Raw genomic sequence first — 25,127 nt, forward strand, 5'->3', positions numbered from 1 at the left:
CGGTCATCGTGATTATCAACGGCGTTAAGCGGCACGCGCGCGTCGACGGGAATCGAGGGAGATCAGAATCACTGACGAGAGAATGAGCAGCGTGCCCAGCCAGTCCGGCAAGGTAAAACTAATCCCCAACAGCAGTAGCGACAGCAGGGCGCTGCTTAACGGTTCCGCGCAGCTTAAAATGCTGGCTTTGGGGCCACCAATCAGTTGCGCGCCTTTCAAATACAGGCTGAACGTCAGCGACGTACCGATCACCACCAGGTAGAAAAAGGCCAGAATCAGGCTGCCGCTCACCGCAAAGTGCGTTCCTTCTTTAGCGTAGAAGGGCAGCAGAATAAGGCCGCCAAAGGACATACTCCAGCCGACCACTGGCAGTGTGCCGTATTGGGCGATTAGCCTGGAAGGCCAGGTCGTATAAAAGGCGGCGGCAAATGCGGAGGCGATACCCCAGAACAGCGCGCCTGAAGAGATCGACAGCGATGTTGGATTGCCGTGAGTCACCAGTAAAAAGGTGCCGATAAGCGATGTAAGAATGGCGGTTAAGACCAGAATGCCTGGTCGTGTTCTTCGCGCTAATGCAAACCACGCTACAATAATGGTCGGCGATAAAAATTGCAGCACTGTCGCGGTGGCGGCATTGGATTTTTCAATCGTGAGCAGGAAGGTTAGCTGAACGGTGAGCGCGCCCACCACGGAGAAAATCAGCAGACTCAGGGCATCTTTGCGGTTTTTAAGAATCGAAAATATCTTATCGCCGTGCATAAAGGAGAAGGTCACCAGTATCAGCCCGGCGAATAACAAACGTATCATCGTCAGGAACTGTGACGACATACGGCTTTGCTCCATGATGTACTGCGCGCAAACGCCTGAACTCCCCCACAATACGGCGGCAATCAGGACGTTTAGCATCCCTTTTCTGGTGGAACCCATTTTTTCCTCGTCATGTTGTTTTATTTTTTTACGTGCAGGCATCATAACAGAGCTATCGCCGGCATTAAGCAGGAATTTATTGTTTAATGATTTCAGACGAGCCTGTTATTGACATAATATTGTCATTTTTTTGTCATAGAAAATATCAAACAAACTTAAACAAATCGTCACTATCCCCGCCTTTGCACTTTACAGAACATATTGACTGACTATAATAAGCGCAAATTCATGCAGGAGTAATATGTTGGACAGTCACTTTTACGTAAATCATCTGGCAAGTTAACGCACGCTATTCCTGCGCTGCTTGCCGAACCGGTGGGCAGCAATCTCCCCTTGTGACGATTGTCATCCCAATAATGTTACAACACGCGCATTGTCGCGAGGTAATCGTCATGTTCATGTTTAAACACGCTTTATTTCCTCCGCCGTTAACACGACGCTAATTGCCTCAGGGCAGAAATTTGTCGTGTGCTAAATATAGCACGTACTTATTCTTCCAGAAAAAATGGAGGAACGTATGTTAATGTTTCCTTATATTTTAAATTTACTGGCCGCTATGCTGTTGGGCGCGCTGATTGGCGCGGAAAGACAATGGCGTCAACGTATGGCGGGATTACGCACTAATGCGCTGGTGGCGACAGGCGCCGCCGTTTTTATTCTGAGCTCCATGACGACATCGCCAGACAGCCCCGGGCGAATTGCGGCGCAGATTGTCTCTGGGATTGGCTTTCTGGGGGCGGGCGTCATCATGCGCGAAGGGATGAATGTGCGCGGGCTGAACACTGCGGCAACGCTATGGTGTTCGGCGGGCATCGGCGTGTTATGCGGCTTAGGGCAGTTCAAAAATGCGCTGGCGGCGACGATCATTATTCTTTGCGCCAATATTTTATTGCGTGAAGCGGCGCAGCGTATAAATCAACTCCCAATATCCGCTGAGGGAGAAAAACGTTATATCCTGAAAGTAACCTGTAATAAAGAAGATGAGAGCGCGGTTCGTCAGTGGTTACTGAATATCGTAAAAGAGGCCGCGATCTGTTTACAAGGGTTAGGTTCGGTCCCCGCTCAGGAACAGGGCTATAAAGAAATTCGTGCCGAGCTCGTGGGTCATGCTGATTATCGTAAAACGCGAGAGCTGATTATATCCAGAATAGGTGATAACGATAATATCACCGCAATTCACTGGAGCATTGATAGTCAATAATAGTTTTTTATTCAATTACAACATTACGCCAGGCGTATAAGGAGGGAATGATGGATATTCCCGAGTCGATAAAATAAAACCCACTCAAAATAGTGAGTAAGCAATAACCTTTTTTATGCATAGATAATTCTCCCGGGGCATTCACCTTCTAATCGTGAGTTTACTATTCCCCGGGCGTGATATGCAGGAAACACTACACCTTAATTTTGGGGATTCATCATGACTGACATGAACATTGAAAACCGGAAACTCAATCGCCCGGCGTCAGAAAATGATAAGCAGCATAAAAAAGTATTTCCGATCGAAGCGGAAGCTTTTCATAGCCCGGAGGAGACACTGGCGCGGCTGAACAGCCATCGTCAGGGCCTCACGATAGAAGAGGCCAGCGAACGGTTGAAAGTGTATGGGCGCAATGAAGTGGCGCATGAGCAAGTTCCTCCGGCGCTGATTCAGCTTCTGCAGGCATTCAATAACCCGTTTATTTACGTTCTGATGGCATTGGCAGGGGTTAGTTTCATCACGGATTACTGGCTCCCGTTACGCCGTGGCGAAGAGACCGATCTCACTGGCGTGCTGATTATTCTGACGATGGTCAGTTTGAGCGGGTTATTGCGTTTCTGGCAGGAGTTTCGCACTAACAGAGCAGCACAGGCGCTGAAAAAGATGGTTCGCACCACCGCCACGGTGTTGCGTCGTGGGCCGGGCAATATAGGCGCGGTGCAGGAAGAGATTCCCATTGAAGAACTGGTGCCGGGCGATGTGGTTTTTCTGGCCGCAGGCGATCTGGTGCCCGCCGACGTTCGACTGCTGGCGTCGCGCGATCTCTTTATCAGTCAGTCAATTCTTAGTGGTGAATCATTACCCGTAGAAAAATACGATGTTATGGCTGATGTGGCAGGTAAAGACAGCGAGCAATTGCCTGATAAAGATAAAAGCCTGCTAGATTTGGGCAATATCTGTCTGATGGGAACCAATGTAACCAGCGGCAGAGCGCAAGCGGTCGTGGTTGCGACGGGAAGCCGTACCTGGTTCGGCTCGCTGGCGAAATCCATTGTGGGTACGCGTACCCAGACGGCTTTCGATCGCGGAGTCAACAGCGTGAGCTGGCTGTTGATACGCTTTATGCTGATCATGGTGCCGGTTGTCCTGCTGATCAATGGGTTCAGTAAGGGAGACTGGGTAGAGGCTTCGCTGTTCGCGCTGGCAGTTGCGGTGGGGTTGACGCCGGAAATGTTGCCCATGATTGTCAGTTCCAACCTGGCAAAAGGCGCGATTGCGATGTCGCGGCGCAAAGTGATCGTCAAGCGCCTGAACGCTATTCAAAACTTCGGCGCGATGGATGTGCTGTGTACAGATAAAACCGGCACCTTAACCCAGGACAATATTTTTCTGGAGCATCATCTGGATGTGAGCGGTGTAAAAAGCAGCCGGGTATTGATGCTGGCCTGGCTGAATAGTAGCAGCCAGAGCGGCGCCCGGAATGTGATGGATCGCGCCATACTGCGTTTTGGCGAGGGTCGAATCGCACCATCGACAAAAGCGCGCTTCATTAAACGCGATGAACTGCCATTCGACTTTGTACGTCGCCGGGTATCGGTCCTGGTGGAGGATGCGCAGCATGGAGACAGATGCCTGATCTGCAAAGGCGCCGTTGAAGAGATGATGATGGTAGCCACCCATCTTCGCGAAGGCGATCGTGTGGTGGCGCTGACGGAAACACGCCGCGAGCTACTGCTGGCGAAAACCGAAGATTACAATGCGCAGGGATTCCGTGTATTGCTGATAGCGACACGTAAGCTGGATGGTTCCGGGAACAATCCGACATTAAGTGTGGAGGATGAGACCGAACTTACCATCGAAGGGATGCTCACTTTTCTCGATCCGCCGAAAGAAAGCGCCGGAAAAGCTATTGCCGCGTTGCGGGATAACGGCGTGGCGGTCAAAGTCCTCACCGGCGATAATCCGGTTGTGACGGCGCGTATCTGTCTGGAAGTGGGTATTGATACGCACGATATCCTGACCGGAACCCAGGTTGAGGCGATGTCAGATGCCGAACTGGCGTCTGAGGTGGAGAAACGCGCAGTATTCGCCCGGCTGACGCCGTTACAAAAAACGCGTATTTTGCAAGCGCTACAGAAAAATGGTCATACCGTTGGTTTTCTTGGGGATGGGATCAACGACGCGCCCGCGCTTCGTGATGCGGATGTGGGGATTTCCGTCGATAGCGCCGCCGATATTGCTAAAGAGTCATCAGATATTATTCTGCTGGAAAAAGATCTCATGGTGCTTGAGGAAGGCGTTATCAAAGGGCGGGAAACCTTTGGCAATATCATTAAATATCTGAATATGACCGCCAGCTCTAATTTCGGCAATGTTTTTTCGGTACTGGTAGCCAGCGCGTTTATTCCGTTTCTGCCGATGCTGGCGATTCATCTGTTGATCCAGAATTTGATGTACGACATTTCGCAGTTGTCGTTGCCGTGGGACAAAATGGATAAAGAGTTCCTGCGTAAGCCGCGGAAATGGGACGCGAAAAATATTGGTCGTTTTATGCTATGGATTGGCCCAACGTCTTCTATTTTCGATATCACAACCTTTGCGCTGATGTGGTACGTCTTTGCAGCTAATAACGTAGAGGCGCAGGCGCTCTTTCAGTCCGGCTGGTTTATTGAGGGTCTGCTCTCGCAGACACTGGTCGTGCATATGCTAAGGACGCAGAAAATACCGTTTATCCAAAGTCGGGCGACGTTGCCGGTATTATTGACGACCGGCTTGATTATGGCGATAGGCATTTATATTCCATTCTCACCTCTGGGCGCGATGGTTGGACTGGAGCCGCTGCCACTGAGCTACTTCCCATGGTTGGTGGCGACATTATTGAGCTACTGTCTGGTGGCGCAAGGCATGAAGCGCTTTTATATCAAACGCTTTGGCCAGTGGTTTTAATGATGTTTGAGGATCGACCAGATGAATCGCTCACCCGATAAAATCATCGCGCTGATATTTTTACTGATTAGCCTGTTGGTGTTGTGTTTAGCCCTCTGGCAAATCGTTTTCTAACGAGGTGACGCCATGCAAAAAAGAGGGTTGGACAAAATTTTTTATCAGGTTGTCCTGATAGCAATCATCCTGATTTTACTGACTATCTGGATACGATAAGCTGCTGTTGGCGAGCCCCGCTTAAAATAAGAATCGATGTAGTTGTTCTTTTTATGGCGGGGCGCTATTTTCATGGTATCCCACATCAGAAGGGCAATATCATGAATAATCGTCGTGGTTTAACCGCCGTCCTGGCGACGTTGATTACGTTTTCCCTGAGCGCTACGCCTGTGCTGGCGAATCCGGGAAATGGTAATGGCGGCGGACATGGTAATAACGCGGCTAATCAGGGTAATAACGGTAACGGACATAAAGGAAATGCCGGGCAAAAAACGGAACACCGTAAAAATGGCGGTAAACCGGATCACGTCGAGTCGGACATTAGCTACGCTGTCGCTAGGCAACTGGCAGTGAATTTAGGGCTGACGGGTTATCAGTCTTTACCTCCGGGGATTGCGAAAAACCTGGCGAGAGGAAAACCGCTGCCGCCGGGAATCGCTAAAAAAACGGTGCCGGCGTCTATGCTGGGACAATTACCTTATTATCCGGGCTATGAGTGGAAAATCGTTGGGGATAATCTGGTGCTGATCGCGCTCAGTACCGCGGTGGTCACGGCGATTATTAATGGCGTATTTGATTAAGAGCCTATCCCACCAGGCGTTATTGGCGCAGCCAGTTTGGACACGGACAGCGCGCAAAAACCGGAGCGTACACGTAGTACGTGAGGTTTGACTCGCTACGCTCGCCCTTCGGGCCGCCGCAAGCGGCGTTCAAAACGCTAACGCGTTTTGGCGAGCACTGCCCAGGTCCAAAATGGCAAGTAAAATAGCCCCATTAAATGGGGCTATTTAGCCTCTTCAGGGCGTTATTTATGCGCGTTGAGAATCCAGCAGTTCATTATTTTTTACTACTTCCTGCGCTTTGGTATAACTTTCAATCAGTAGCTGATAGGCCGGGAATATTTTGGTATATACATCCGCCCATTCTGCGGCATCTTCCCGATTCCAGGTACGTTGCAGCTCAGAGGCTACCGCCGCGGTATCCATTGGTACTACGCCCGCCTGTACCACGCGGGCCATCGTAATTTCCTGCGCCATTTTACTGTACGTACCGGAGGCATCAATTACCGCAAATACCTTGTACCCTTCCGCGACGGCGCTGATGGCTGGGAAAGCCATGCAGACACTGGTAATAGTGCCAGCGATGATCAGCGTTTTACGGCCTGTCGCTTTTACCGCTTGTACAAAATCGGCATTATCCCAGGCATTAATTTCCCCTTTACGCGCGACATATTGCGCGTGGGGCGCATTCGCATGGATTTCCGGAATCAGCGGACCATTCGGTCCCTGTGGTACGGATGCGGTAGTAATGACCGGCATATTGCATAAGGTGGCGATCTTAGCCAGCGCCGCGGCGCGCGCGCGTAATTCCGGCATCGGCATGTCGCCGACGGTCTGAAACAGGCCACTTTGGTGATCAATCAGCAGCATTACTGCGTCGTTAGCATCAATGGCAGGGCGTTGACCGTTAAAATTCGCGGGTGTAGACATAATTCATTCCTTGTTGTTGCCTTTCACTGATAGTCACTATCAGTGTTAAAGTCATTAATCGCTGGGGCGATTTCCGTTTTTAAGCTGATGACAGTAATCCGTTGCCGATTCTGGATTAACCTGTTGAGTTCTTTCTGAAGGAATATTCATCGGCATCACCTTCAGTCGATTTACTTTCACGCGAATTTGTTATCACAACAATATTCATATTATGAATAAATGTTTCTATTTTACATGTCAGAGAGGATTATTGATTGAAAAAACAAACTATGCCCCTACAAATTGTTTCTGATAGATAGTTTTAAAATTATTTAGTATAAATTTGAAATATGTTGGTTAAGGATTAACTTATTTATATTTAAATAACATAAAGCACAGCTTAAATATTAAGTGGGAAGCGTGCTTTTATTAAGTATGGCTACTGTAACTCTTAATAAATTGGAAACTATCCCTATATAACGAGTGCTGCTTTTTGGGATATTACAAGCCATTATAGGAACACATTGAATAAAACCTTGTCTTTCATGTGGGGTAGATTATCAGGATATTTTTTCTCATGATTTATATATAAGATATTAAAGCGTAGTGGCACAGTAAATTTGGCCACTTGATTAAAGGTGATATTCTCACCTCAATACAAAACAGGAGACTTAACGAACAAGAAAACCAAACGTACTTTCACCCCTGAGTCTGCTATAATGAGAAAAGCGGTGTCTACGCTTACCTGTTAATGTCTTATGCCTCTCGCTCTTCTATATGATCGGTATGTGCAGGGGACAATCCATGTCCTGCTACGCAGCCACAGCATCAGACTATACTCAGTGGTGTCTATTAACCCTCTCCAACTACGTTATGTTTTGGCATGGTAACAATGCGATGTTATGGATAATTAACGATAATATTGAATTTAATCCAGAAATGAATCGCCTGGCTTCATTATCGAGGCCAGATCTCAACATTATTCTGACAACGCCCGCCAGCCGCTGCTTGCGCCTTCTGCTGGAAAACGCCCCCTCCGTCGTCTCACAACAAACATTCTTTCAAAAAGTGTGGGAAGAAGACGGCATGGTGGTGTCGGCAAATACGCTTTATCAGAATATCTCCATTATTCGCCGCGGATTACGTACCGTTGGCGAAAATGAAGATACGCTGATAATCACGGTTCCGCGTAGAGGCTTTCAGATTGAGCCAGGTGTGAGCCTCATGACCATCCGCAAAGACTTCGCTCAGGCAATAGAAAAAAAGGGTGAGACGCCACCGCGTATGTCAGGGCGTTGGTTTAAACATTATGTACCTGTACTTTGGATGACCGGGACATTTGCTGTCGGTATTTTGCTTGGCACTATAAGCTGGCAAACCGTTCCCGATAAGGATTTTTACGATCGCTACACGCTGGTTGAAACAACTCAGGGCTGTCATTTTTTCTCGCGGAATGAAGATATCGAAAGCGGCAGCCGCTTTGCAAGCTATAAGTCAATGATTCTAAAAACCGGTATGGATTGTCAGAAATACCCATGGGTCTATTTCCCTTCCAGCAGTCGCACCCCAGCGGTTACGGCATTGATTTGTCAGCAACCTTATAAAACGCGCGGTGATACAGGCTGCGTGACGCTTTTTTTCCGCGGGGTGACACATGGGTAAAAAGGCACTGATGTTAGCCTGCCTGACGCTACTGTTTCTGGGAGTAGGGCTTGGGCATCTTTTTCATTTGTATACGGAAAAGAACCGGGATCCAGAGAAATGTACGGCGCCTGTGATTGTGTTTTATAACAACACTCAGGCTAACCTGACGCTGGATTTTATGTATTCGCTGAAAAAACGTACTGGGGTGGTTTCCATCAGCGGAACGTATTACGTCGATAATAAAATGAGCGGCGTGATCCGCCGTGATGTTTCCTATGTATGGAGTGAAAATAAAGACAGCACCCATTTTATATCGACGGATATCAACAAAGTCACGCGTGACGAAACACTGTCCGATGCGGTTATCGAGACGGTTTTACCCGATTTTTATGTCTATCCAGGGAAAAGCATCAGTTACACCATCCTGACTCAGGGCCATCGTGGCTTTATGTTCACCATCGGGAAACGCCCGATATTTTTCTGTACACATTAAGCTGTTTTGGGAGCCGTTCATGGAACGTATCAGCCAAATGAAAGCGCTTCCGGGTAAAAGCCGCTGAAGATCAGCGGCTCTGTTGTTACCTGAATCAAAAACTGTATTTAACCCCCAGTAGGCCTTGGGTATTACTATAGCCTTGGTCACCTACCTGTTGCGCCACGTTACCCCATACGTTCAGGCGCGAGGTAATTTGCCCTTCAATACCCACTTTCAGTTCACCAATATTTTTCGTACCACGCATATCGCTGCTGACATCGTCCATCTTCACGCTGGCAGGCTGCGTATTATGGATCCAGTTCGCCTCCACGAACGGCTGGAACTCTCGAGATTTATTGTCATCAATAGCATTGTGGCCGTTAATATAGGCTTTTACGCCCATGCGGGTTAGCAGATTACCGGCGGTATCATCCTTGACGAGGGTACCATTGGCTTCGCGATTGTCGTCAGCCTGCACGCCCATCCATACCACCTGCGCTTTGGGCTGCAACCAGTAGCTTTGATGCGCGCTTTCACCTAACCTGAAGCTGTAACCGGCTTCAACCGAGGCGGTAATTCCTTTGGATTTATATTTCTCAGCGGCCTGATCCTGACCCATCACCTTGTTATTAAACCAGTTGTACAGCATCCAGGTATCCACATAAGCCCCAGACCGATCGATATTGTTAGCATACCAGGTGCCGTAAAGGCCGACGCTGTAACCGGTGACTTGACCACGGGAATGATAGTCACTCACGGACGACAGCGTGCGGTTCTGGCTGTTGGCATAACCTGCCATTGCACCAATATGCCAACGGTCAAGACCGTCAGTGCTCCACTGTGCCAGATCGCCTCCCAGTTGTAACACATAGCTGTTGATGCGGGTTTTTAGCTGCCCGCTGCCATCGTTGAAGCGAGTATGGGCGCCGACGTTACGCATCCACAGGCTGGTGACCTTCTTCTCACCCGTCAGCATGTCGGTGTACTGGGTTTCACCCAGACGGTCATGGAGACGCGTCATGAACAGCGTATTTGCCGCATAGTTGTTGGCAAGATAGCTGCCCACTTCCGGACGGAACTGATGTTCTGTTATCGGCGGTGTGTCAGATTGCCCTATGTCAGGAATTGTCGGATCAGGGATGACCGGGTCTACTGGCTCAGGGTCTACTGGATCAGGGTCCACCGGATCGGGAATAATAGGGTCAGGGATAACCGGGTCTACTGGATCAGGGTCTACCGGATCGGGAATAACAGGGTCCACCGGATCGGGAATAATCGGTTCGTCCGGCTCAATGTAGCTGGTCAGATACCAGTTTTTACCTTTCTGCACCACGTTGTAGTCATAGGCTCCGGCAACAATACGGCTTGCTTTTTCGAAAGTACCGTTGGAATTGCCAGCAACGTTAACAATTTCAATACCTTCAATGGTTTGCGCCCCGGCTCCTCCAATATTATTTACTGCAACAAATGTGTTGCCTGAAGTATTGCCGAGAACCTGCAGCCTGTCCGTTTCGGAATCATCATCGTTGAGCACAGTATTAAAGACCAGCTTACCGCCGTTGCCTACATAATCTTCATTGATGGTGAGCGTTTGCCATGGTTCGCCATCTTCATGGCTGAAGTTAATGGTTGCGCCACTATTCAGCGTCAGGTCAGTGAGCGTTGAGCTGCTGGTCATATTCCAGGTCGCATCGCTCATTTGTACAGAGATAACGCCTGTGCCCGCCGTAGCGCTGGTGATGTATGACGCCCCGTCCCATCGCGAGTTGTCCGTCATATTGAGCTTAATCGTACTGTTCTGCTGCGGTAGCGTACCGCTGGCAGCAGTGGCGCCAGCAGCACGAATATCACCGTCGATGACGAAACGACCTCCTGAAGAACCGTCAACAATGCCGCCAGTTTCCGTGCTGATGGCGTAACTTTCGCTACTGTTATCGCCCGCCATAGTAATAGCCGCACCGCCTGCCAGATTAATGGCGCCTCGGGAGAGGGCGTATAAACCGGCAGGAGCTTTACTATAGGATGCAGCCTTACTGGCGCTGTTAACGCTAATAGTGGCATTCTCTCCCAAATTAACGGTAGCGTTAGTTGCATATACCGCGTGTGCGCTGGCACCGTTCACCGTAATAGTAGCGTTGTTGCCAAGCTCGGTTCTGGAGGAGGATGCTGCGTAAATCCCCGTTGAGGATGCGCCGGAGGTTTCGATGGTTGCATCGTCACCCAGACGAATCAACGAACCGCTTTGTCCGGTACGCAGCCCCTCCGAACTGTCGCCGGTAGTAACAATATGTGCACGATTGCCGACGACAATCGTATTTTTGGCACGTGACGCATCCCGCATGGCGTTAGCTGTAATTCCACGTCCCTGGCTACCTGTTGTTTTGATATACAGATCGTCGCCGACGTAAATATTGGCCGATCCGGTCCAACCCTGGCCCAGTGAGTTATATCCGGCGTTAATACCGTCACCATCCTGACCATCCACGTAGATGTTGGTACGGTCACCGGTAATAATAAATACCGGGTTATCCGGAGTATTTGCGCCGTGAGTACGGATGCCATCGACGTCTCTACCATTATTCGCGGCATTCGCCGACTGCGTCCGAATGGCCAGGTCGTTGCCAAAAATCACGCCCGGACTTCCCGTCCCGCTGTTCTGAATAACCGTGACAGTGTGTTCAAACGCCTCCGCGCCCGGCCCATTAAGCGTGAGGCCATTGCCATAAACCGGGATGGTGCCGGTGTTCCACTGATAAACGTAGTTGGGCATAGTACCGACTTTGGTGAAACCGGTACTGGCCTGAGCGGGAATAATAGCCTGTAATTCCGGCGGCAACTGGCTGACCAGCCCACTGGATGGCAGACTATCAACGTCAACCCAGGCCGCCTGGGAGGGAAATACCATAGAGGCTAATGCTGCTGATACCGCTATGGCGATGAATGAGTAATTTTGGGGAGTTGGCATTCTGCCTCCTGCATTATGGCGTAAAGCGTCTTCCACATCGCAATAATATGGAAATAATAAAAATGGAAACGGATCTATAAAATATTTGATATTATTTTATGAATGCTATGCCCTAGCTTATTTTCAAGCCGCAGCTTATGCACATAAAGTTTCTTAATATCAATATTGTCAATATTTACAATCTGCTGAATACTTATTCCTGATACAAAGCGCTTCAGTAATATAAATTCCGTATAGTTAAGCGTTCGTCCACGTTTACTGTTGGCAAGCCGACCGGTAAACAAGCGGTGCATCTTTTGCTGTTGCACAATATCATCGTCATCGGAATAAATAATTCCTTGTATTTTATTGCTTTTCAAAATCCAGTAATTGGCCAGCGGAGTTAAACTTCTGTCAGAAATCAGGACAATATGCATGCCACTGTCTGCCAGACTGTCAGCCCATTGCAAATCGGTAAATCGTCGAAGATTCGGGAAAGAAAAATCAACAAAGATAAAACCGTTGGATAAATGATTGTGTCTATCAAGCAATAATTTTTCAATAAACCCTTTTTTCAGGAAAGCATTACCATCTGGCCAGATGGAAAATGCCGCATTATGACAGTATTGCACCCGTACTGCGCTGTCAGGAAATAATTGACAGGATAAATCGCAACTAATGCAATGGACAATTTGTGAAGGCTTTCTCATCATCCTGAACGACTCCCGTCGATGTTTCTATTAATATTTCATTGGTAAATAAATGTGTCAATCCAGATAATATACAGTGCTACGGCTGTCAAAAGTCGCGAAATATTGTCAGTGTCATAAACTCCTGGAAAGCACTAAAATACAGCTTTAAAAAACCATGACAGATCCGACAGTCGTAATACATCATTTCGGATTTGTATTTCAAGCATTGAGATTTTTATACAGTATCTCCAATATCATAAAAAATCTTAAAACAGCACTATTTGCTAAATCATGAGAGTGATAAATAACGGTTCTCAATACCATCTGTCTGCTGCCTTTGTCACTATCGGGGTGATGTGATGAAATATAAAAGTAATTCCTGTAAACCTGTAATGAATTCTTATTATTAAAAGCTAATTTAAGATTTTTTCTTTTATTGCATTGTTATTCAATGACTTAATGGTGACATTTGTGCTCTCATCAACTTCTTATATACAAATTTAAGACTATTTTATAGAGACGCATGTAAACTTTAAGGGAGTGTAATGTTAATGCCATGAGAAAATCTTGTAACTTAACGCCGGGAGTCATACCTTGCCAATAAGTTGATCTGACTTAATTCTGATCGTGACAGTCTGAGCAAGTGACAGACTTATTGGTCGAAACAACTTCAGCTTCTGGCTTCTCTTTTCAATCGCTCATCTGATGAAAACTCTTTCCCGGAGCACATTAGTGAGAAACAGGATGTGGTGAAACCCAATGTCCATAGATATAGTCAGTCACTTCACAAATATCCGCCTCAGGGCAGATATCTTTAACCATTCATCCGGCTTCGGCCAACTTAATTACGGCGATGTTCTGATGCTCAGTGAGACGGGCTTTACGCATAGAGATTCCTTCGTCAGCAGATCGATTACGTGATCTCTAAATGTGAGTAGCACGATTATGTGGAGTAATATGAGCACATGGTATAAGAATGTATACGGATATTTTACTGCTGAAATATAATAATGGGAGGGGTTATGAATAAACAGGACGTATGGGAGAGAAAGGGTATAAAGATAAAATGCTTGCAGTATCTAATAGATAACAATGAAAAATCAGGTAATTGAGAAACTATTCAGTGTTTAGGTTGATGTGATATTAAGTCATTCAGCCGCTACAGCGCATTATCAGGATAATTTCGTCTGGATAAAACGGAGGAGGGAATCGCCACAGGTTTAACAGACACCGCTGAGTCATTTAAGATGACTTAAAGAGAGGAGCCCATGAGCGGTAAATGTTATCCCGAAGCGTTTAAAATTAAAGTGGTAAAACAGGTTATTGAGCGCGGCCATTCTGTTTCCAGCGTCGCAACACGTCTTGATATTACTATCCATAGTCTTTACGCCTGGATAAAGCCGCCACATTCACGACGGCATCATGTTGACCTGAGACTGACGGGGCATACAGGCAGTTCTGGCTGGAATCGGGCTGTGTTTATGGTTATCGCAAGATCTGTCTCGATCTGCTGGATATCGGGAACAATGCGGTGTAAACAAAGTCTGGTGGTTGATGCAACGTGTGGAGATAAAGGCTCAGGTCGGATACCGAAGTCCACGGGCGCGTGGCGATTCATTTTATTGAGGTCAGAAGAGGCTAATTGGCGGAAGATCACAGGAGTCGAACCTGCCCGGGGCCGCTGGCGGCCCCAACTGGATTTGAAGTCCAGCCGCCTCACCGGAGACGACGATCTTCCGCGCCTCGATTGCTACATGGAGGCGCGCGCATTATAGCTACTTCCTGGCGTTTCCACATCCCCTCCCGTGCTTTTTTAACTTCCCTTTCCTTCTGCCATGATCGGTTTCATATAAACCCCCATAAAATCCATTAGTTACATTTCATCACACTTTTTGACGCTACCCTGATCACAGAAAACAAGAATCGTAATTTGATAACCAAATAACGGAATATTCACGCTCGCAGGGAAGGTTTACAAAAACTGTAACCGGTATCAGTGAGCGTTGTGAGCGTTAAGGATGCGTAATGAAAAGTGAAATTCTCTCCGTTAAGGAGAAGATTGGCTATGGTATGGGCGATGCCGCCAGCCACATCATCTTTGATAACGTCATGTTATATATGATGTTCTTCTATACCGATATTTTCGGCATTCCCGCTGGTTTTGTTGGCACCATGTTTTTACTGGCGCGTGCGCTTGATGCCATCTCCGACCCTTGCATGGGCCTGCTGGCCGACCGTACCCGCTCTCGCTGGGGCAAATTCCGACCCTGGGTGCTGTTTGGCGCGTTGCCGTTTGGTATCGTTTGTGTGCTGGCTTATAGCACGCCGGATCTCAGTCTGAACGGCAAAATGATTTATGCCGCCATCACCTACACGTTGCTCACCCTTCTGTACACTGTGGTCAACATCCCTTACTGCGCGTTGGGGGGTGTAATAACCAATGATCCAACGCAGCGTATCTCCCTGCAATCCTGGCGCTTTGTGCTGGCAACGGCGGGCGGAATGCTCTCTACCGTACTGATGATGCCTCTGGTGAAACTGATTGGCGGCGAGAATAAGGCGCTGGGCTTCCAGGGGGGTATCGCAGCGCTCTCGGTGGTGGCGTTCCTGATGCTGGCGTTCTGCTTCTTTACCACCAAAGAGCGCGTTGAAGCGCCTGCCACCCATACCTCCATGCGTGAAGACCTGCGTGATATCTGGCACAACGACCAGTGGCGCATAGTCGGCCTGCTCACCATCCTGAATATTCTGGCGGTATGCGTGCGCGGCGGGGCGATGATGTATTACGTCACCTGGATATTGGGCAAACCGGGCGTGTTTGTCGCCTTCCTCACCACCTATTGCGTCGGCAACCTGATTGGCTCGGCGCTGGCAAAACCGTTGACCGACTGGAAATGCAAAGTGAGCGTTTTCTGGTGGACCAACGCCTTACTCGCAGTAATCAGCGTGGCGATGTTCTTCGTACCGATGCACGCCACGATCGCTATGTTCATCTTTATCTTTGTGATTGGCGTATTGCACCAGTTAGTCACGCCTATCCAGTGGGTGATGATGTCTGACACCGTCGACTACGGCGAATGGTGTAACGGCAAACGCCTGACGGGGATCAGTTTTGCCGGCACGTTGTTCGTGCTGAAACTGGGTCTTGCCCTCGGCGGGGCGCTGATTGGCTGGATGCTGGCAGGCGGCGGTTACGACGCGGCGGCGAAAACGCAAAACAGCGCCACGATCAGCATCATCATCGCTCTGTTCACTATCGTTCCGGCCATCTGTTATCTGCTGAGCGCCGCGATCGCTAAACGCTACTACACCCTGAAAAGCCCGTTCCTGAAAACCATTCTGGAACAACTGGCGCAGGGCGCACACCGCAACGAACAAGAATTTACCCATAAAGAATTGCAGAACTAAAGGAACAGACTATGAAAATTAGCGACGGAAACTGGCTGATCCAGCCTGGCCTTAATTTGATTCACCCGGTTCAGGTGTTCGACGTTGAACAGCACGGGAATGAGATGGTGGTCTATGCCGCGCCGCGCGATGTCCGCGAACGAACCTGGCAACTGGATACCCCGTTGTTTACCCTGCGCTTTTTCTCGCCGCAGGAAGGAGTGATAGGTGTACGGATGGAACACTTCCAGGGCGCTTTGGATAACGGCCCACATTATCCGCTCAATGTCTTGCAAGATATCAACGTGGAGATGCAGAACAACGCCGAATTTGCCGAACTCAAGAGCGGCAGCCTGAGCGTGCGCGTCACCAAAGGCGAGCTCTGGTCACTGGATTTTCTGCGCAACGGTGTACGTATCACCGGTAGCCAGTTGAAGAATAACGGCTATGTGCAGGATACCAACAGCGGGCGCAACTACATGTTCGAGCGTCTGGATCTCGGCGTGGGCGAAACCGTCTACGGGCTTGGCGAGCGTTTTACCGCGCTGGTGCGCAACGGTCAGACGGTGGAGACCTGGAACCGTGACGGCGGCACCAGTACCGAGCAGTCTTACAAGAACATCCCGTTCTATATCACCAACCGTGGCTACGGTGTGCTGGTGAATCATCCGCAGTGCGTGTCGTTTGAAATTGGCTCCGAGAAAGTCTCCAAAGTTCAGTTCAGCGTTGAGAGCGAGTATCTGGAATACTTCGTCATCGACGGCCCGACCCCGAAAGACGTGCTGAACCGCTATACCCAATTTACGGGTCGTCCGGCGCTGCCGCCCGCCTGGTCGTTTGGCCTGTGGCTGACCACCTCATTCACCACCAACTACGACGAAGCGACCGTTAACAGCTTTATCGATGGTATGGCCGAGCGCAATCTGCCGCTGCACGTCTTCCACTTCGACTGTTTCTGGATGAAGGCTTTCCAGTGGTGCGATTTTGAATGGGACCCGGTGACTTTCCCCGATCCGAAAGGGATGATTCGCCGTCTGAAAGCGAAAGGGCTGAAAGTCTGCGTGTGGATTAACCCCTACATCGGCCAGAAATCCCCGGTCTTCCAGGAGCTGAAAGAGAAAGGATATTTGCTAAAACGCCCGGACGGCTCCTTGTGGCAGTGGGATAAATGGCAGCCGGGACTGGCGATTTACGACTTCACCAACCCGCAAGCCTGCGAATGGTATGCCGACAAGCTGAAGGGCCTGGTGGAGATGGGAGTGGACTGCTTCAAAACTGACTTCGGCGAACGCATTCCAACGGATGTGCAGTGGTTTGATGGTTCAGATCCACAGAAAATGCACAACCATTATGCCTACATCTACAACGAACTGGTGTGGAACGTGCTGAAAGAGACCGTCGGCGTTGAAGAGGCGGTGCTGTTCGCCCGTTCCGCCTCGGTGGGCGCGCAACAGTTCCCGGTGCACTGGGGCGGCGACTGCTACGCCAACTACGAATCGATGGCGGAAAGCCTGCGCGGCGGGCTGTCCATCGGCCTGTCAGGGTTTGGCTTCTGGAGTCATGATATTGGCGGATTCGAGAATACCGCGCCGGCGCATGTCTACAAGCGTTGGTGCGCATTCGGCTTGCTCTCCAGCCACAGCCGCCTGCACGGTAGCAAATCCTACCGGGTTCCGTGGGCCTATGACGACGAGTCCTGTGACGTGGTGCGCTTCTTCACCGAACAGAAGTGCCGGATGATGCCGTATCTGTATCGGGAAGCGGCGCGCGCCAACGAAGCCGGTACGCCAATGATGCGGGCGATGATGCTGGAGTTCCCGGACGATCCGGCGTGTGATTATCTTGATCGCCAGTACATGCTGGGAGATGCGGTCATGGTAGCGCCGGTATTTAGTGAAGCGGGCGACGTGGAGTTCTACCTGCCAGAAGGCCGCTGGACGCACCTGTGGCGCAACGATGAAGTGCAGGGCAGTCGCTGGCATAAACAGCAGCATGACTTCCTGAGCCTGCCAGTGTATGTGCGTGACAATACACTACTGGCGCTGGGCAACAATAGCCAGAAGCCCGATTACGCCTGGCATGAGGGTACGGCCTTCCAGTTATTCCATCTGGATGACGGTTGCGAAGCGGTCTGCGAAGTCCCTGCTACGGATGGTTCGACTATCTTTACGCTGCAGGCAAAACGCACCGGCAGTACCATTACGGTGAGCGGCGAAGGCGAGGCGCGCAACTGGACGCTGTGTCTGCGTAATATTACGCAGATTAGCGGTACTAAATGCGGTTCATATGCGGAAAGTGAACTGGGCGTAGTGATCACCCCGCAGGGAAATGAAGTGGTGATTACGCTTTAAATCTGAATCGCCGGATGGCGCCGTGAGCTGCGCTTATCCGGCCTAAAAATGAGCAAGAATCGTAAGCCCGGTAAGCGCCAGCGCCACCGGGCAAGCCCTCAATTACAGCGCTGGCTCCGTTGACGTAACTTCCCCGCCGGACACCACGCCCGCTTGCATCGTTTGCGTTATCTGCTGCTTTTGTGCGTTGACCGCGTGTAATTGCCCGTTTACCGTCGGTTTCAACGGCGCATCGGCCTGAATATTGCCGCTGGCCGTGAGCTGAATATTGCCATCGCCAGCAATCGGTAATGCCGGCCAGCCCCACTGCTGTAGCACATCCATTGGTACGCCGCGTCCGTTCAGGCTGATTTGCGTCTGACGCTGCGGCAGTTGCGATACGCTGGCAGTGGCTTCCAGTATCCCTTTTCCAGTAAACGCGCTCAGATCGCTGATGTTGACCGTGCTGGCATTAGCCGTCAACGACAGCGACGGGCGGCGCACGTCCACACGGTTAAAGGTTGCCGCTGCGGCGTTGAGGGTCGCATTGCCGCTCCAGACGCCCCATTGATGATGTTGTACCAGCTCCAGGTTTGCGCCGTAGCCGTCCAGAGCGGTGATTTGCCACGGGAAGGCCGGGTCGATATCGATCACCAGATTGCGGCTGGCGCTGAATTTTTTCAGCGTCAGGCTGTTCAACCAGTCGGGCAACGGCTTCATCCATAACTGCTTCCAGTTTTCCGGCAGCGTATACTCCAGCCCGGCGATAGCGGTATCGTCCAGAATAAGCGCTTTGCCTTCGCGTAACCAGGCGCCGGAGGTTCTGACCATACCGCCTTCCCAGCGGGTGGTGAACTGGCGTAGCGCAACGCCCTGTGGTGAAAATTCGGCGTTCAGGATTGGATCGAGCAAGTGCAGTGAGCCGTAAATAAACTCACTGGCGTTCATCGATAATTTACCTTCCTGACTTTGCCAGTCTTCTTTGCGCAGAGTCAGATTGCGCAAACTCAGGTCAAGATCGGTGACTGCCCAGCCTGGTCCTTGCAGGCTGGAGTCCGTCACTTCAAGACGACCAATCTGCAAAGATGGAACCGTAGTCAGCGGCGCGAAAAACTCGCTCAGGGATTTATCGCTTTGTAACCGAATATCATTCAGCCGCAGATTTTCAACGACCCAACTACCATCAGCGTTACGTCGGGCGACGCCGGTTAACGCTCCGCGCGCCATATCGGCGCCGACGGTGTTTAACATCACCTGATTATGGTCGATACTGCCTTCAATAAGCACATTAGTGGCGGGAACGTCGTTTAACGTCAGCGAACCGGCGCTCAGTTGGATCTGGGCTTTATTGCCTAATACCCGACCGGCTTCGGGGCGCCAGGGCATAACGCCGCCGTTAACGCGCTGGGCGCTCAACCGCCATTCGCTGCCGGGACTATTGAGCGCCATATTGCGAAGTTGCAGGCGGTCGGCCTCAAACGGGAAAGGGGCGGTTTGCACTGAAATATTCAGCGTGCCGTCCTGTAACAGGATCGTGTCGACATGCAGCGGCGCGGTTAACTGGCGAATGCTCAGACCGATATCTACGGTTTTCGCGACCAGGGTAGCAGGCTGACCATCACGACCAAAGGTCACATTCTCCAGTAAAAGATGGGATGGGGCGGAAAAACGATGATCCATCACGTCGAATGTGAGGTGATAACCGCTGTTCTCTGATACCCAGTTGCTGATGTGATCTGCGCCCCAGCGCGTTTGCAGCAGAAAATAAAAGCCGAAAATCACCACTAAACAGGCGATCAGCACATAGAGAAGCAACCTCCCAATCAATTTCATGGTCTTCCATCCCGTGAAATGCACATAGGGGATTTATGCACGATTTGCGTGCAATCCTCAAGACAGGAATGGTGAAAGAGCGTTACAGCAGCGGCGAATCGTGTCGCCGCCGCAGGGTTTTTACGGTTTTTCCGGCGGGAGAATCAGGTTCAGCACGATAGCCGTGATGCCGCCAGCGGCAATTCCGGATGAGAGCAGATTTTTCACCCATTCCGGCGCGAACTGCAGGATCTGCGGCTGTTGCGAGACGCCAAGACCCACGGCCAGCGACAGGGCGATAATCAGAATCGCGCGGCGGTTCAGTGGCTCACGCGAGACAATACGCACCCCGGAGGCGGCAATGGTGCCGAACATCACCAACGTGGCGCCGCCGAGCACCGGTTCCGGGATATGCTGCACAAAACCGCTTACCGCCGGGAATAGGCCGAGTACAATCAGCATCAGCGCGACAACAAATCCCACATAGCGACTGGCGACGCCAGTCAACTGAATTACGCCGTTGTTCTGACCGAAACAGGAATTCGGGAACGTATTAAATACCGCTGAAACAAATGAGTTCAGGCCGTTAGCCAGTACGCCGCCCTTTAGCCGTTTCATGTACAAGGGGCCGGATACCGGCTGCTCGGAGACATCAGAGGTGGCGGTGATGTCTCCGATGGTCTCCAGCGACGTAATCATAAAGACCAGCATCAACGGCAGTAACAGGTTCCAGTCAATGCCCAGACCATAATACAGCGGGGTCGGCACCATCAGGATGTCCTGCGAGACCGGCGCGTTATTCTCAGGCAACATGCCCATAAACCAGGCCAAAAGATAGCCTGCCGCCATGGCAATAACCAAAGAAGCCACGCGCAGGTAGGGATTACGTTGCCGATTCAGCAGGATGATAATGGCCAGGACGACGCCGGCCAGTAACAGGTTTTTCGGTGCGCCAAAGGTGTTGTCGCTCATGGCGGCATAGCCGCCGCCGATGGAAGTTAGCCCCACCTGAATCAGCGACAGGCCAATAATCATCACCACGACGCCGGAGACTAACGGCGTGATAATCCGGCGCGCCAGATGTAGAATGCGAGAAAGCACCATCTCGGTGCAGCTTGCCAGCATCAGCGTGCCGAACAGCGCCGCCATCATCGTCGGGACGTCCGCGCCGCCGGTTTTCAGCGCGGTACCGCCCATAATCAGCGGGGCGACAAAGTTAAAACTGGTTCCCTGGATGGATAACAGCCCCGATCCTACCGGCCCCCACGCTTTGATTTGAATAATAGAGGCTACGCCGGAGGCGAACAGCGACATGCTGATAATGTGCTGCGTATCCTGCGCCGGTAAACCCAACGCCTGGCAGATTAACAGCGCTGGCGTGATTACCGCGACAAACATGGCCAGCAGATGCTGACAAGCGGCAAAAAGGGTTTGAGGGAGCGGCGGGCGATCTTCAAGACGGTAAATTAATTCGCTGTTTTGCGTCTGCGCAACCGGTTGCGCATCTGCCGGCTCGATGGCGTTAACGGACATCAGGGACATTCTCGTGGTGGAAAAGCGGTGATTTTATCTGACCAGGTGGTAAAAGCAAACGATTGCGAGCGAATATTCTTAATATTTAAAAAAGATAAATGCACCTTTTTATATAACTTTTTGCCTTTTTCTGCTTAAAATCCATGCCGAAGACTCGCAAAGAGCTAAAAAACTGACTCAGGAAATGATTTGTGCGCACATGTCACAGCGCATTACAGGAGCTTTAAATGTTTGAACTCGATACCTTATCGACCCTTGTCGCCGCCACGCTGGTGCTGCTACTGGGTCGCAAGCTGGTCCAGTCTGTCTCCTTATTGAAGAAATATACGATTCCGGAACCGGTGGCGGGGGGATTACTGGTCGCGGTTGCTCTGCTGGTACTGAAAAAAAGCGTCGGTTGGGAGGTCAACTTTGATATGACCCTGCGCGATCCGTTGATGCTGGCGTTTTTCGCGACGATCGGCCTTAACGCTAACCTTGCCAGCCTGCGCAAGGGGGGACGCGTTGTTGGCGTCTTCCTGGTCGTCGTGGTCGGATTACTGCTGATGCAGAATGCCATCGGTATCGGCATGGCGAGTCTGTTGGGGCTGGACCCGTTAATGGGGCTGATTGCCGGGTCAATTACGCTGTCCGGCGGACACGGTACCGGCGCGGCGTGGAGTAAACTGTTTGTCGAACGTTATGGTTTTGCCAATGCCACCGAAGTTGCGATGGCATGTGCAACCTTTGGCCTGGTGCTGGGCGGGTTGATTGGCGGCCCGGTAGCGCGTTATCTGGTGAAACACTCCACCACGCCGGATGGAATGCCTGACGATCAGGCCGTGCCGACAGCCTTTGAAAAGCCGGATGTGGGCCGTATGATCACCTCTCTGGTGCTAATCGAAACCATCGCCCTGATTGCTATCTGTCTGACCGTGGGCAAAATCGTAGCGCAGCTACTGGCGGGAACGGTGCTTGAACTGCCGGTCTTCGTTTGTGTGCTATTTGTTGGGGTGATCCTCAGCAATGGCCTGGCGCTGGTGGGTTTTTATCGCGTATTTGAGCGTGCTGTTTCGGTACTGGGGAACGTGAGTTTGTCACTGTTCCTGGCAATGGCGCTGATGAGCCTGAAGCTGTGGGAACTGGCGTCGCTGGCGCTGCCGATGCTGGCGATTCTGGTGGTACAGACCATCTTCATGGCGCTGTACGCGATCTTCGTCACCTGGCGCATGATGGGGAAAAACTACGATGCGGCGGTGCTGGCGGCGGGTCACTGTGGTTTTGGCCTTGGCGCAACGCCGACCGCCATTGCTAATATGCAGGCGATTACCGACCGTTTTGGCCCCTCGCATATGGCGTTCCTGGTGGTGCCGATGGTCGGCGCGTTCTTTATCGATATCGTCAATGCGTTGGTGATCAAGCTGTACCTGATGTTACCGATTTTCGCGCAATAAGGGTTTGTACGGCGGCATTAAAGCCGCCGTGCTCATTAGGCGTTGGAATAACGTTCGGTTTCCGGCATCCAGCGCTCAATCAGCGCTTGTGCCTGCTGCGGATAACGTTCGTGAATATGACGGGCAATACGCTGAATTTCGGGAATCATGGCTTGATCACGCAGCAAATCAGCTACTTTAAATTCGGCGTTACCCGTCTGGCGCGTGCCCAGTAATTCCCCCGGGCCGCGAATCTCTAAATCTTTTTGTGCAATCACAAAGCCGTCGTTGCTGTCGCGCAATATCTGTAAACGCTTCTGCGCCGTTTTCGACAACGGCGATTTATAGAGCAGCACGCAGTGCGACGCGACCGCGCCACGGCCAACGCGTCCTCTGAGCTGGTGTAACTGCGCCAGGCCCAGTCGCTCCGGGTTTTCAATAATCATCAGGCTGGCGTTAGGAACATCGACCCCCACCTCAATCACCGTAGTGGCGACCAGCAGTTGCAGTTCGCCCTGCTTAAAGGCCTGCATCACCGCCTGTTTTTCGGCGGGCTTCATGCGGCCGTGTACCAGGCCGATATTCAACTCCGGTAACGCCAGCTTGAGCTCCTCCCAGGTGGCTTCCGCCGCCTGCGCTTCCAGCAGGTCTGACTCTTCAATCAGCGTACAGACCCAGTAGGCCTGACGGCCTTCGGTTGTGCAGGCGTTGCGCACACGATCAATGATTTCATGGCGACGGGTATCCGGAATCGCAACGGTAGTGACAGGGGTACGGCCCGGCGGTAGCTCGTCAATCACCGAGGTATCGAGATCGGCGTAGGCAGTCATCGCCAGGGTGCGAGGAATGGGCGTTGCGGTCATAATCAACTGATGCGGATGAAAGCCCTGCTGCTGGCCTTTTTCCCACAATGCCAGCCGCTGGTGGACGCCAAAGCGGTGCTGCTCATCAATAATGACCAGCGCCAGCCCGTTAAACTGCACCTGTTCCTGAAAGATAGCGTGGGTGCCGACAATCATCTGCACCTGACCGCTGGCAATAGCCTCTTGCTGCGCCTGACGCGCTTTACCTTTTTGCTTACCGGCCAGCCAACCCACTTCAACGCCCAACGGTTCGAACCAGTTGCGGAAATTATTTGCGTGCTGTTCAGCCAGCAGTTCGGTCGGCGCCATCAGCGCCACCTGCTTACCGTGGGCAATAGCGCGCAAGGCGGCAAGCGCCGCAACCAACGTTTTACCGGAACCCACGTCGCCCTGAACCAGACGCATCATCGGCACATCCAGCGCCATATCACGTTCGATCTCTGCTACCACCCGCGCCTGCGCGCTGGTGGGTTTAAACGGCAACGACGCCAGCAGCTTGTCTTTCAATATGTTGTTGGTACTTAGCGGCTGAGCGTGATAACGCTGCGCGCCTGCGCGAAGCGCCAGCATACTGAGATTATGCGCCAGTAGCTCTTCAAGAATAAGCCGCCGCTGCGCCGGGTGTTTGCCGGTTTCTAAATCGGCGAGCTGGAGCGTCGGCGGCGGGCGATGCAAGGTACGTAGCGCCTCCGGCAGGCTCATCATACCCTGCGCCAGTTCCGGCGGCAGTAGTTCGGCAATGGCGCAGGTGTCGAGCAACTCCAGCGCCTGATCGGTAAGCTTGCGCAGTGTCGCTTGCTTCACGCCCTCGGTGGTCGGATAGACGGGGGTGAGCGTTTCCTGAAGTTCCGGCGTGCTGAGATCGCCCTGCAGGCGATATTCCGGATGGATCATCTCTGCGCCATACTTGCCGCGCTTCGCTTCCCCGTAGGCCAGCACACGTCGTCCCGTCGCCAGGCTGTTTTTCATCGCTGCGTTAAAATTGAAAAAGCGCATGGTAAGAATGCCGGAACCGTCGCTAATCTGGCAGGTCATCATCCGACGACCACCGAAAGTGATGTTACAGTTCAGCACTTCGCCTTCAACGGTGGCGTAGATGCCAGGTAGCAGTTCGCCAATGGGGTAGAGATGTGTACGGTCTTCGTAACGCAGAGGGAGGTGAAGCAGGAGGTCCTGCACGGTATGCAGGCCAATTTTCGCCAGTTTACTGCTTTGCGCTGCGCCGACGCCTGTCAGGGAATTGAGCGGAACAGCGTCTAACAAGCGGCCTGACATGGTG

General features: G+C 51.3%; 17 protein-coding genes, 1 tRNA gene and 1 pseudogene. 11 read left to right on the forward strand and 8 right to left on the reverse strand.

Annotated features, from left to right (window positions below; translation table 11 throughout):
* Window positions 1-24: 24 nt before the first annotated feature.
* Window positions 25-927 (reverse strand): EamA family transporter, encoded by a 903-nt coding sequence (locus J4617_RS15555; RefSeq protein WP_000535970.1) that lies wholly within the window; start codon window positions 925-927, stop codon window positions 25-27.
* A 505-nt stretch (window positions 928-1,432) separates the two neighbouring features.
* Between J4617_RS15555 and J4617_RS15560 the strand changes: the two genes are divergently transcribed.
* From J4617_RS15560 to cigR, 5 genes are all read left to right on the forward strand, one after another.
* The gene (locus tag J4617_RS15560; protein WP_000392694.1) at window positions 1,433-2,128 is read left to right on the forward strand and encodes an MgtC family protein; all 696 of its coding nucleotides are present in this window, start codon (window positions 1,433-1,435) and stop codon (window positions 2,126-2,128) included.
* 219 nt (window positions 2,129-2,347) lie between these two features.
* Window positions 2,348-5,074, forward strand: a complete 2,727-nt coding sequence (mgtA, locus tag J4617_RS15565) for a magnesium-translocating P-type ATPase (RefSeq protein ID WP_000131288.1) — start codon at window positions 2,348-2,350, stop codon at window positions 5,072-5,074.
* A 21-nt stretch (window positions 5,075-5,095) separates the two neighbouring features.
* Window positions 5,096-5,188, forward strand: a complete 93-nt coding sequence (gene mgtR, locus J4617_RS15570) for a protein MgtR (protein WP_001082117.1) — start codon at window positions 5,096-5,098, stop codon at window positions 5,186-5,188.
* Window positions 5,189-5,200: 12 nt separating this feature from the next.
* Window positions 5,201-5,287 carry a magnesium transporter protection protein MgtU gene (gene mgtU, locus J4617_RS23145; RefSeq protein WP_252515021.1) on the forward strand — a complete coding sequence of 29 codons (87 nt, stop codon included), beginning with the start codon at window positions 5,201-5,203 and terminating at the stop codon, window positions 5,285-5,287.
* Window positions 5,288-5,388: 101 nt separating this feature from the next.
* Window positions 5,389-5,868, forward strand: coding sequence for an anti-virulence regulatory inner membrane protein CigR (gene cigR / locus J4617_RS15575; RefSeq protein ID WP_001065324.1), 480 nt, complete (start codon window positions 5,389-5,391; stop codon window positions 5,866-5,868).
* Between the two features lie 228 nt (window positions 5,869-6,096).
* On the opposite strand, the gene J4617_RS15580 is transcribed toward cigR, so the two are convergent.
* Complete coding sequence (locus J4617_RS15580) at window positions 6,097-6,777, reverse strand: isochorismatase family protein (RefSeq protein WP_000106461.1); 681 nt, start codon at window positions 6,775-6,777, stop codon at window positions 6,097-6,099.
* A 783-nt stretch (window positions 6,778-7,560) separates the two neighbouring features.
* On the opposite strand from J4617_RS15580, the gene J4617_RS15590 reads away from it, so the two are divergent.
* Together J4617_RS15590 and J4617_RS15595 are read left to right on the forward strand one after the other, a co-directional pair.
* Window positions 7,561-8,418 carry a transcriptional regulator gene (locus J4617_RS15590; RefSeq protein WP_001278062.1) on the forward strand — a complete coding sequence of 286 codons (858 nt, stop codon included), beginning with the start codon at window positions 7,561-7,563 and terminating at the stop codon, window positions 8,416-8,418.
* Between the two features lie 10 nt (window positions 8,419-8,428).
* On the forward strand, window positions 8,429-8,893 hold the full coding sequence (locus tag J4617_RS15595) for a hypothetical protein (RefSeq protein ID WP_001521985.1): 465 nt from the start codon (window positions 8,429-8,431) through the stop codon (window positions 8,891-8,893).
* Between the two features lie 94 nt (window positions 8,894-8,987).
* Here the strand turns inward: J4617_RS15595 and misL are convergent, their stop codons facing one another.
* Window positions 8,988-11,840 (reverse strand): intestinal colonization autotransporter adhesin MisL, encoded by a 2,853-nt coding sequence (gene misL / locus J4617_RS15600; RefSeq protein ID WP_017465919.1) that lies wholly within the window; start codon window positions 11,838-11,840, stop codon window positions 8,988-8,990.
* 74 nt (window positions 11,841-11,914) lie between these two features.
* Entirely contained in the window at window positions 11,915-12,532 is a 618-nt protein-coding gene (locus tag J4617_RS15605) for a helix-turn-helix transcriptional regulator (protein ID WP_017465918.1), read from the reverse strand.
* Between the two features lie 1,247 nt (window positions 12,533-13,779).
* On the opposite strand from J4617_RS15605, the pseudogene J4617_RS15610 reads away from it, so the two are divergent.
* A pseudogene (locus tag J4617_RS15610) lies at window positions 13,780-14,119 on the forward strand (transposase); the annotation flags it as partial.
* A 35-nt stretch (window positions 14,120-14,154) separates the two neighbouring features.
* On the opposite strand, the gene J4617_RS15615 reads toward J4617_RS15610, so the two are convergent.
* Window positions 14,155-14,249: transfer RNA gene (locus J4617_RS15615), tRNA-Sec, on the reverse strand.
* 287 nt (window positions 14,250-14,536) lie between these two features.
* Here J4617_RS15615 and J4617_RS15620 point away from each other — a divergent pair.
* Window positions 14,537-15,919, forward strand: a complete 1,383-nt coding sequence (locus tag J4617_RS15620) for a glycoside-pentoside-hexuronide family transporter (RefSeq protein WP_017466068.1) — start codon at window positions 14,537-14,539, stop codon at window positions 15,917-15,919.
* Between the two features lie 11 nt (window positions 15,920-15,930).
* On the forward strand, window positions 15,931-18,249 hold the full coding sequence (yicI, locus tag J4617_RS15625) for an alpha-xylosidase (RefSeq protein WP_017466069.1): 2,319 nt from the start codon (window positions 15,931-15,933) through the stop codon (window positions 18,247-18,249).
* 102 nt (window positions 18,250-18,351) lie between these two features.
* Here yicI and J4617_RS15630 read toward each other — a convergent pair whose 3' ends face one another.
* Together J4617_RS15630 and xanP are read right to left on the reverse strand one after the other, a co-directional pair.
* Complete coding sequence (locus tag J4617_RS15630; RefSeq protein ID WP_017466070.1) at window positions 18,352-20,061, reverse strand: AsmA family protein; 1,710 nt, start codon at window positions 20,059-20,061, stop codon at window positions 18,352-18,354.
* Window positions 20,062-20,181: 120 nt separating this feature from the next.
* Window positions 20,182-21,573 (reverse strand): xanthine/proton symporter XanP, encoded by a 1,392-nt coding sequence (xanP, locus tag J4617_RS15635; protein ID WP_000115428.1) that lies wholly within the window; start codon window positions 21,571-21,573, stop codon window positions 20,182-20,184.
* 227 nt (window positions 21,574-21,800) lie between these two features.
* On the opposite strand from xanP, the gene gltS reads away from it, so the two are divergent.
* Entirely contained in the window at window positions 21,801-23,006 is a 1,206-nt protein-coding gene (gene gltS, locus J4617_RS15640; protein WP_000462250.1) for a sodium/glutamate symporter, read from the forward strand.
* Between the two features lie 35 nt (window positions 23,007-23,041).
* On the opposite strand, the gene recG is transcribed toward gltS, so the two are convergent.
* Window positions 23,042-25,123 (reverse strand): ATP-dependent DNA helicase RecG, encoded by a 2,082-nt coding sequence (recG, locus tag J4617_RS15645; RefSeq protein ID WP_017466071.1) that lies wholly within the window; start codon window positions 25,121-25,123, stop codon window positions 23,042-23,044.
* Between the last annotated feature and the right edge of the window lie 4 nt (window positions 25,124-25,127).

The sequence above is a fragment of the Salmonella sp. 32010601201800023SM genome, assembly GCF_017572235.1.
Taxonomy (GTDB): domain Bacteria; phylum Pseudomonadota; class Gammaproteobacteria; order Enterobacterales; family Enterobacteriaceae; genus Salmonella; species Salmonella enterica.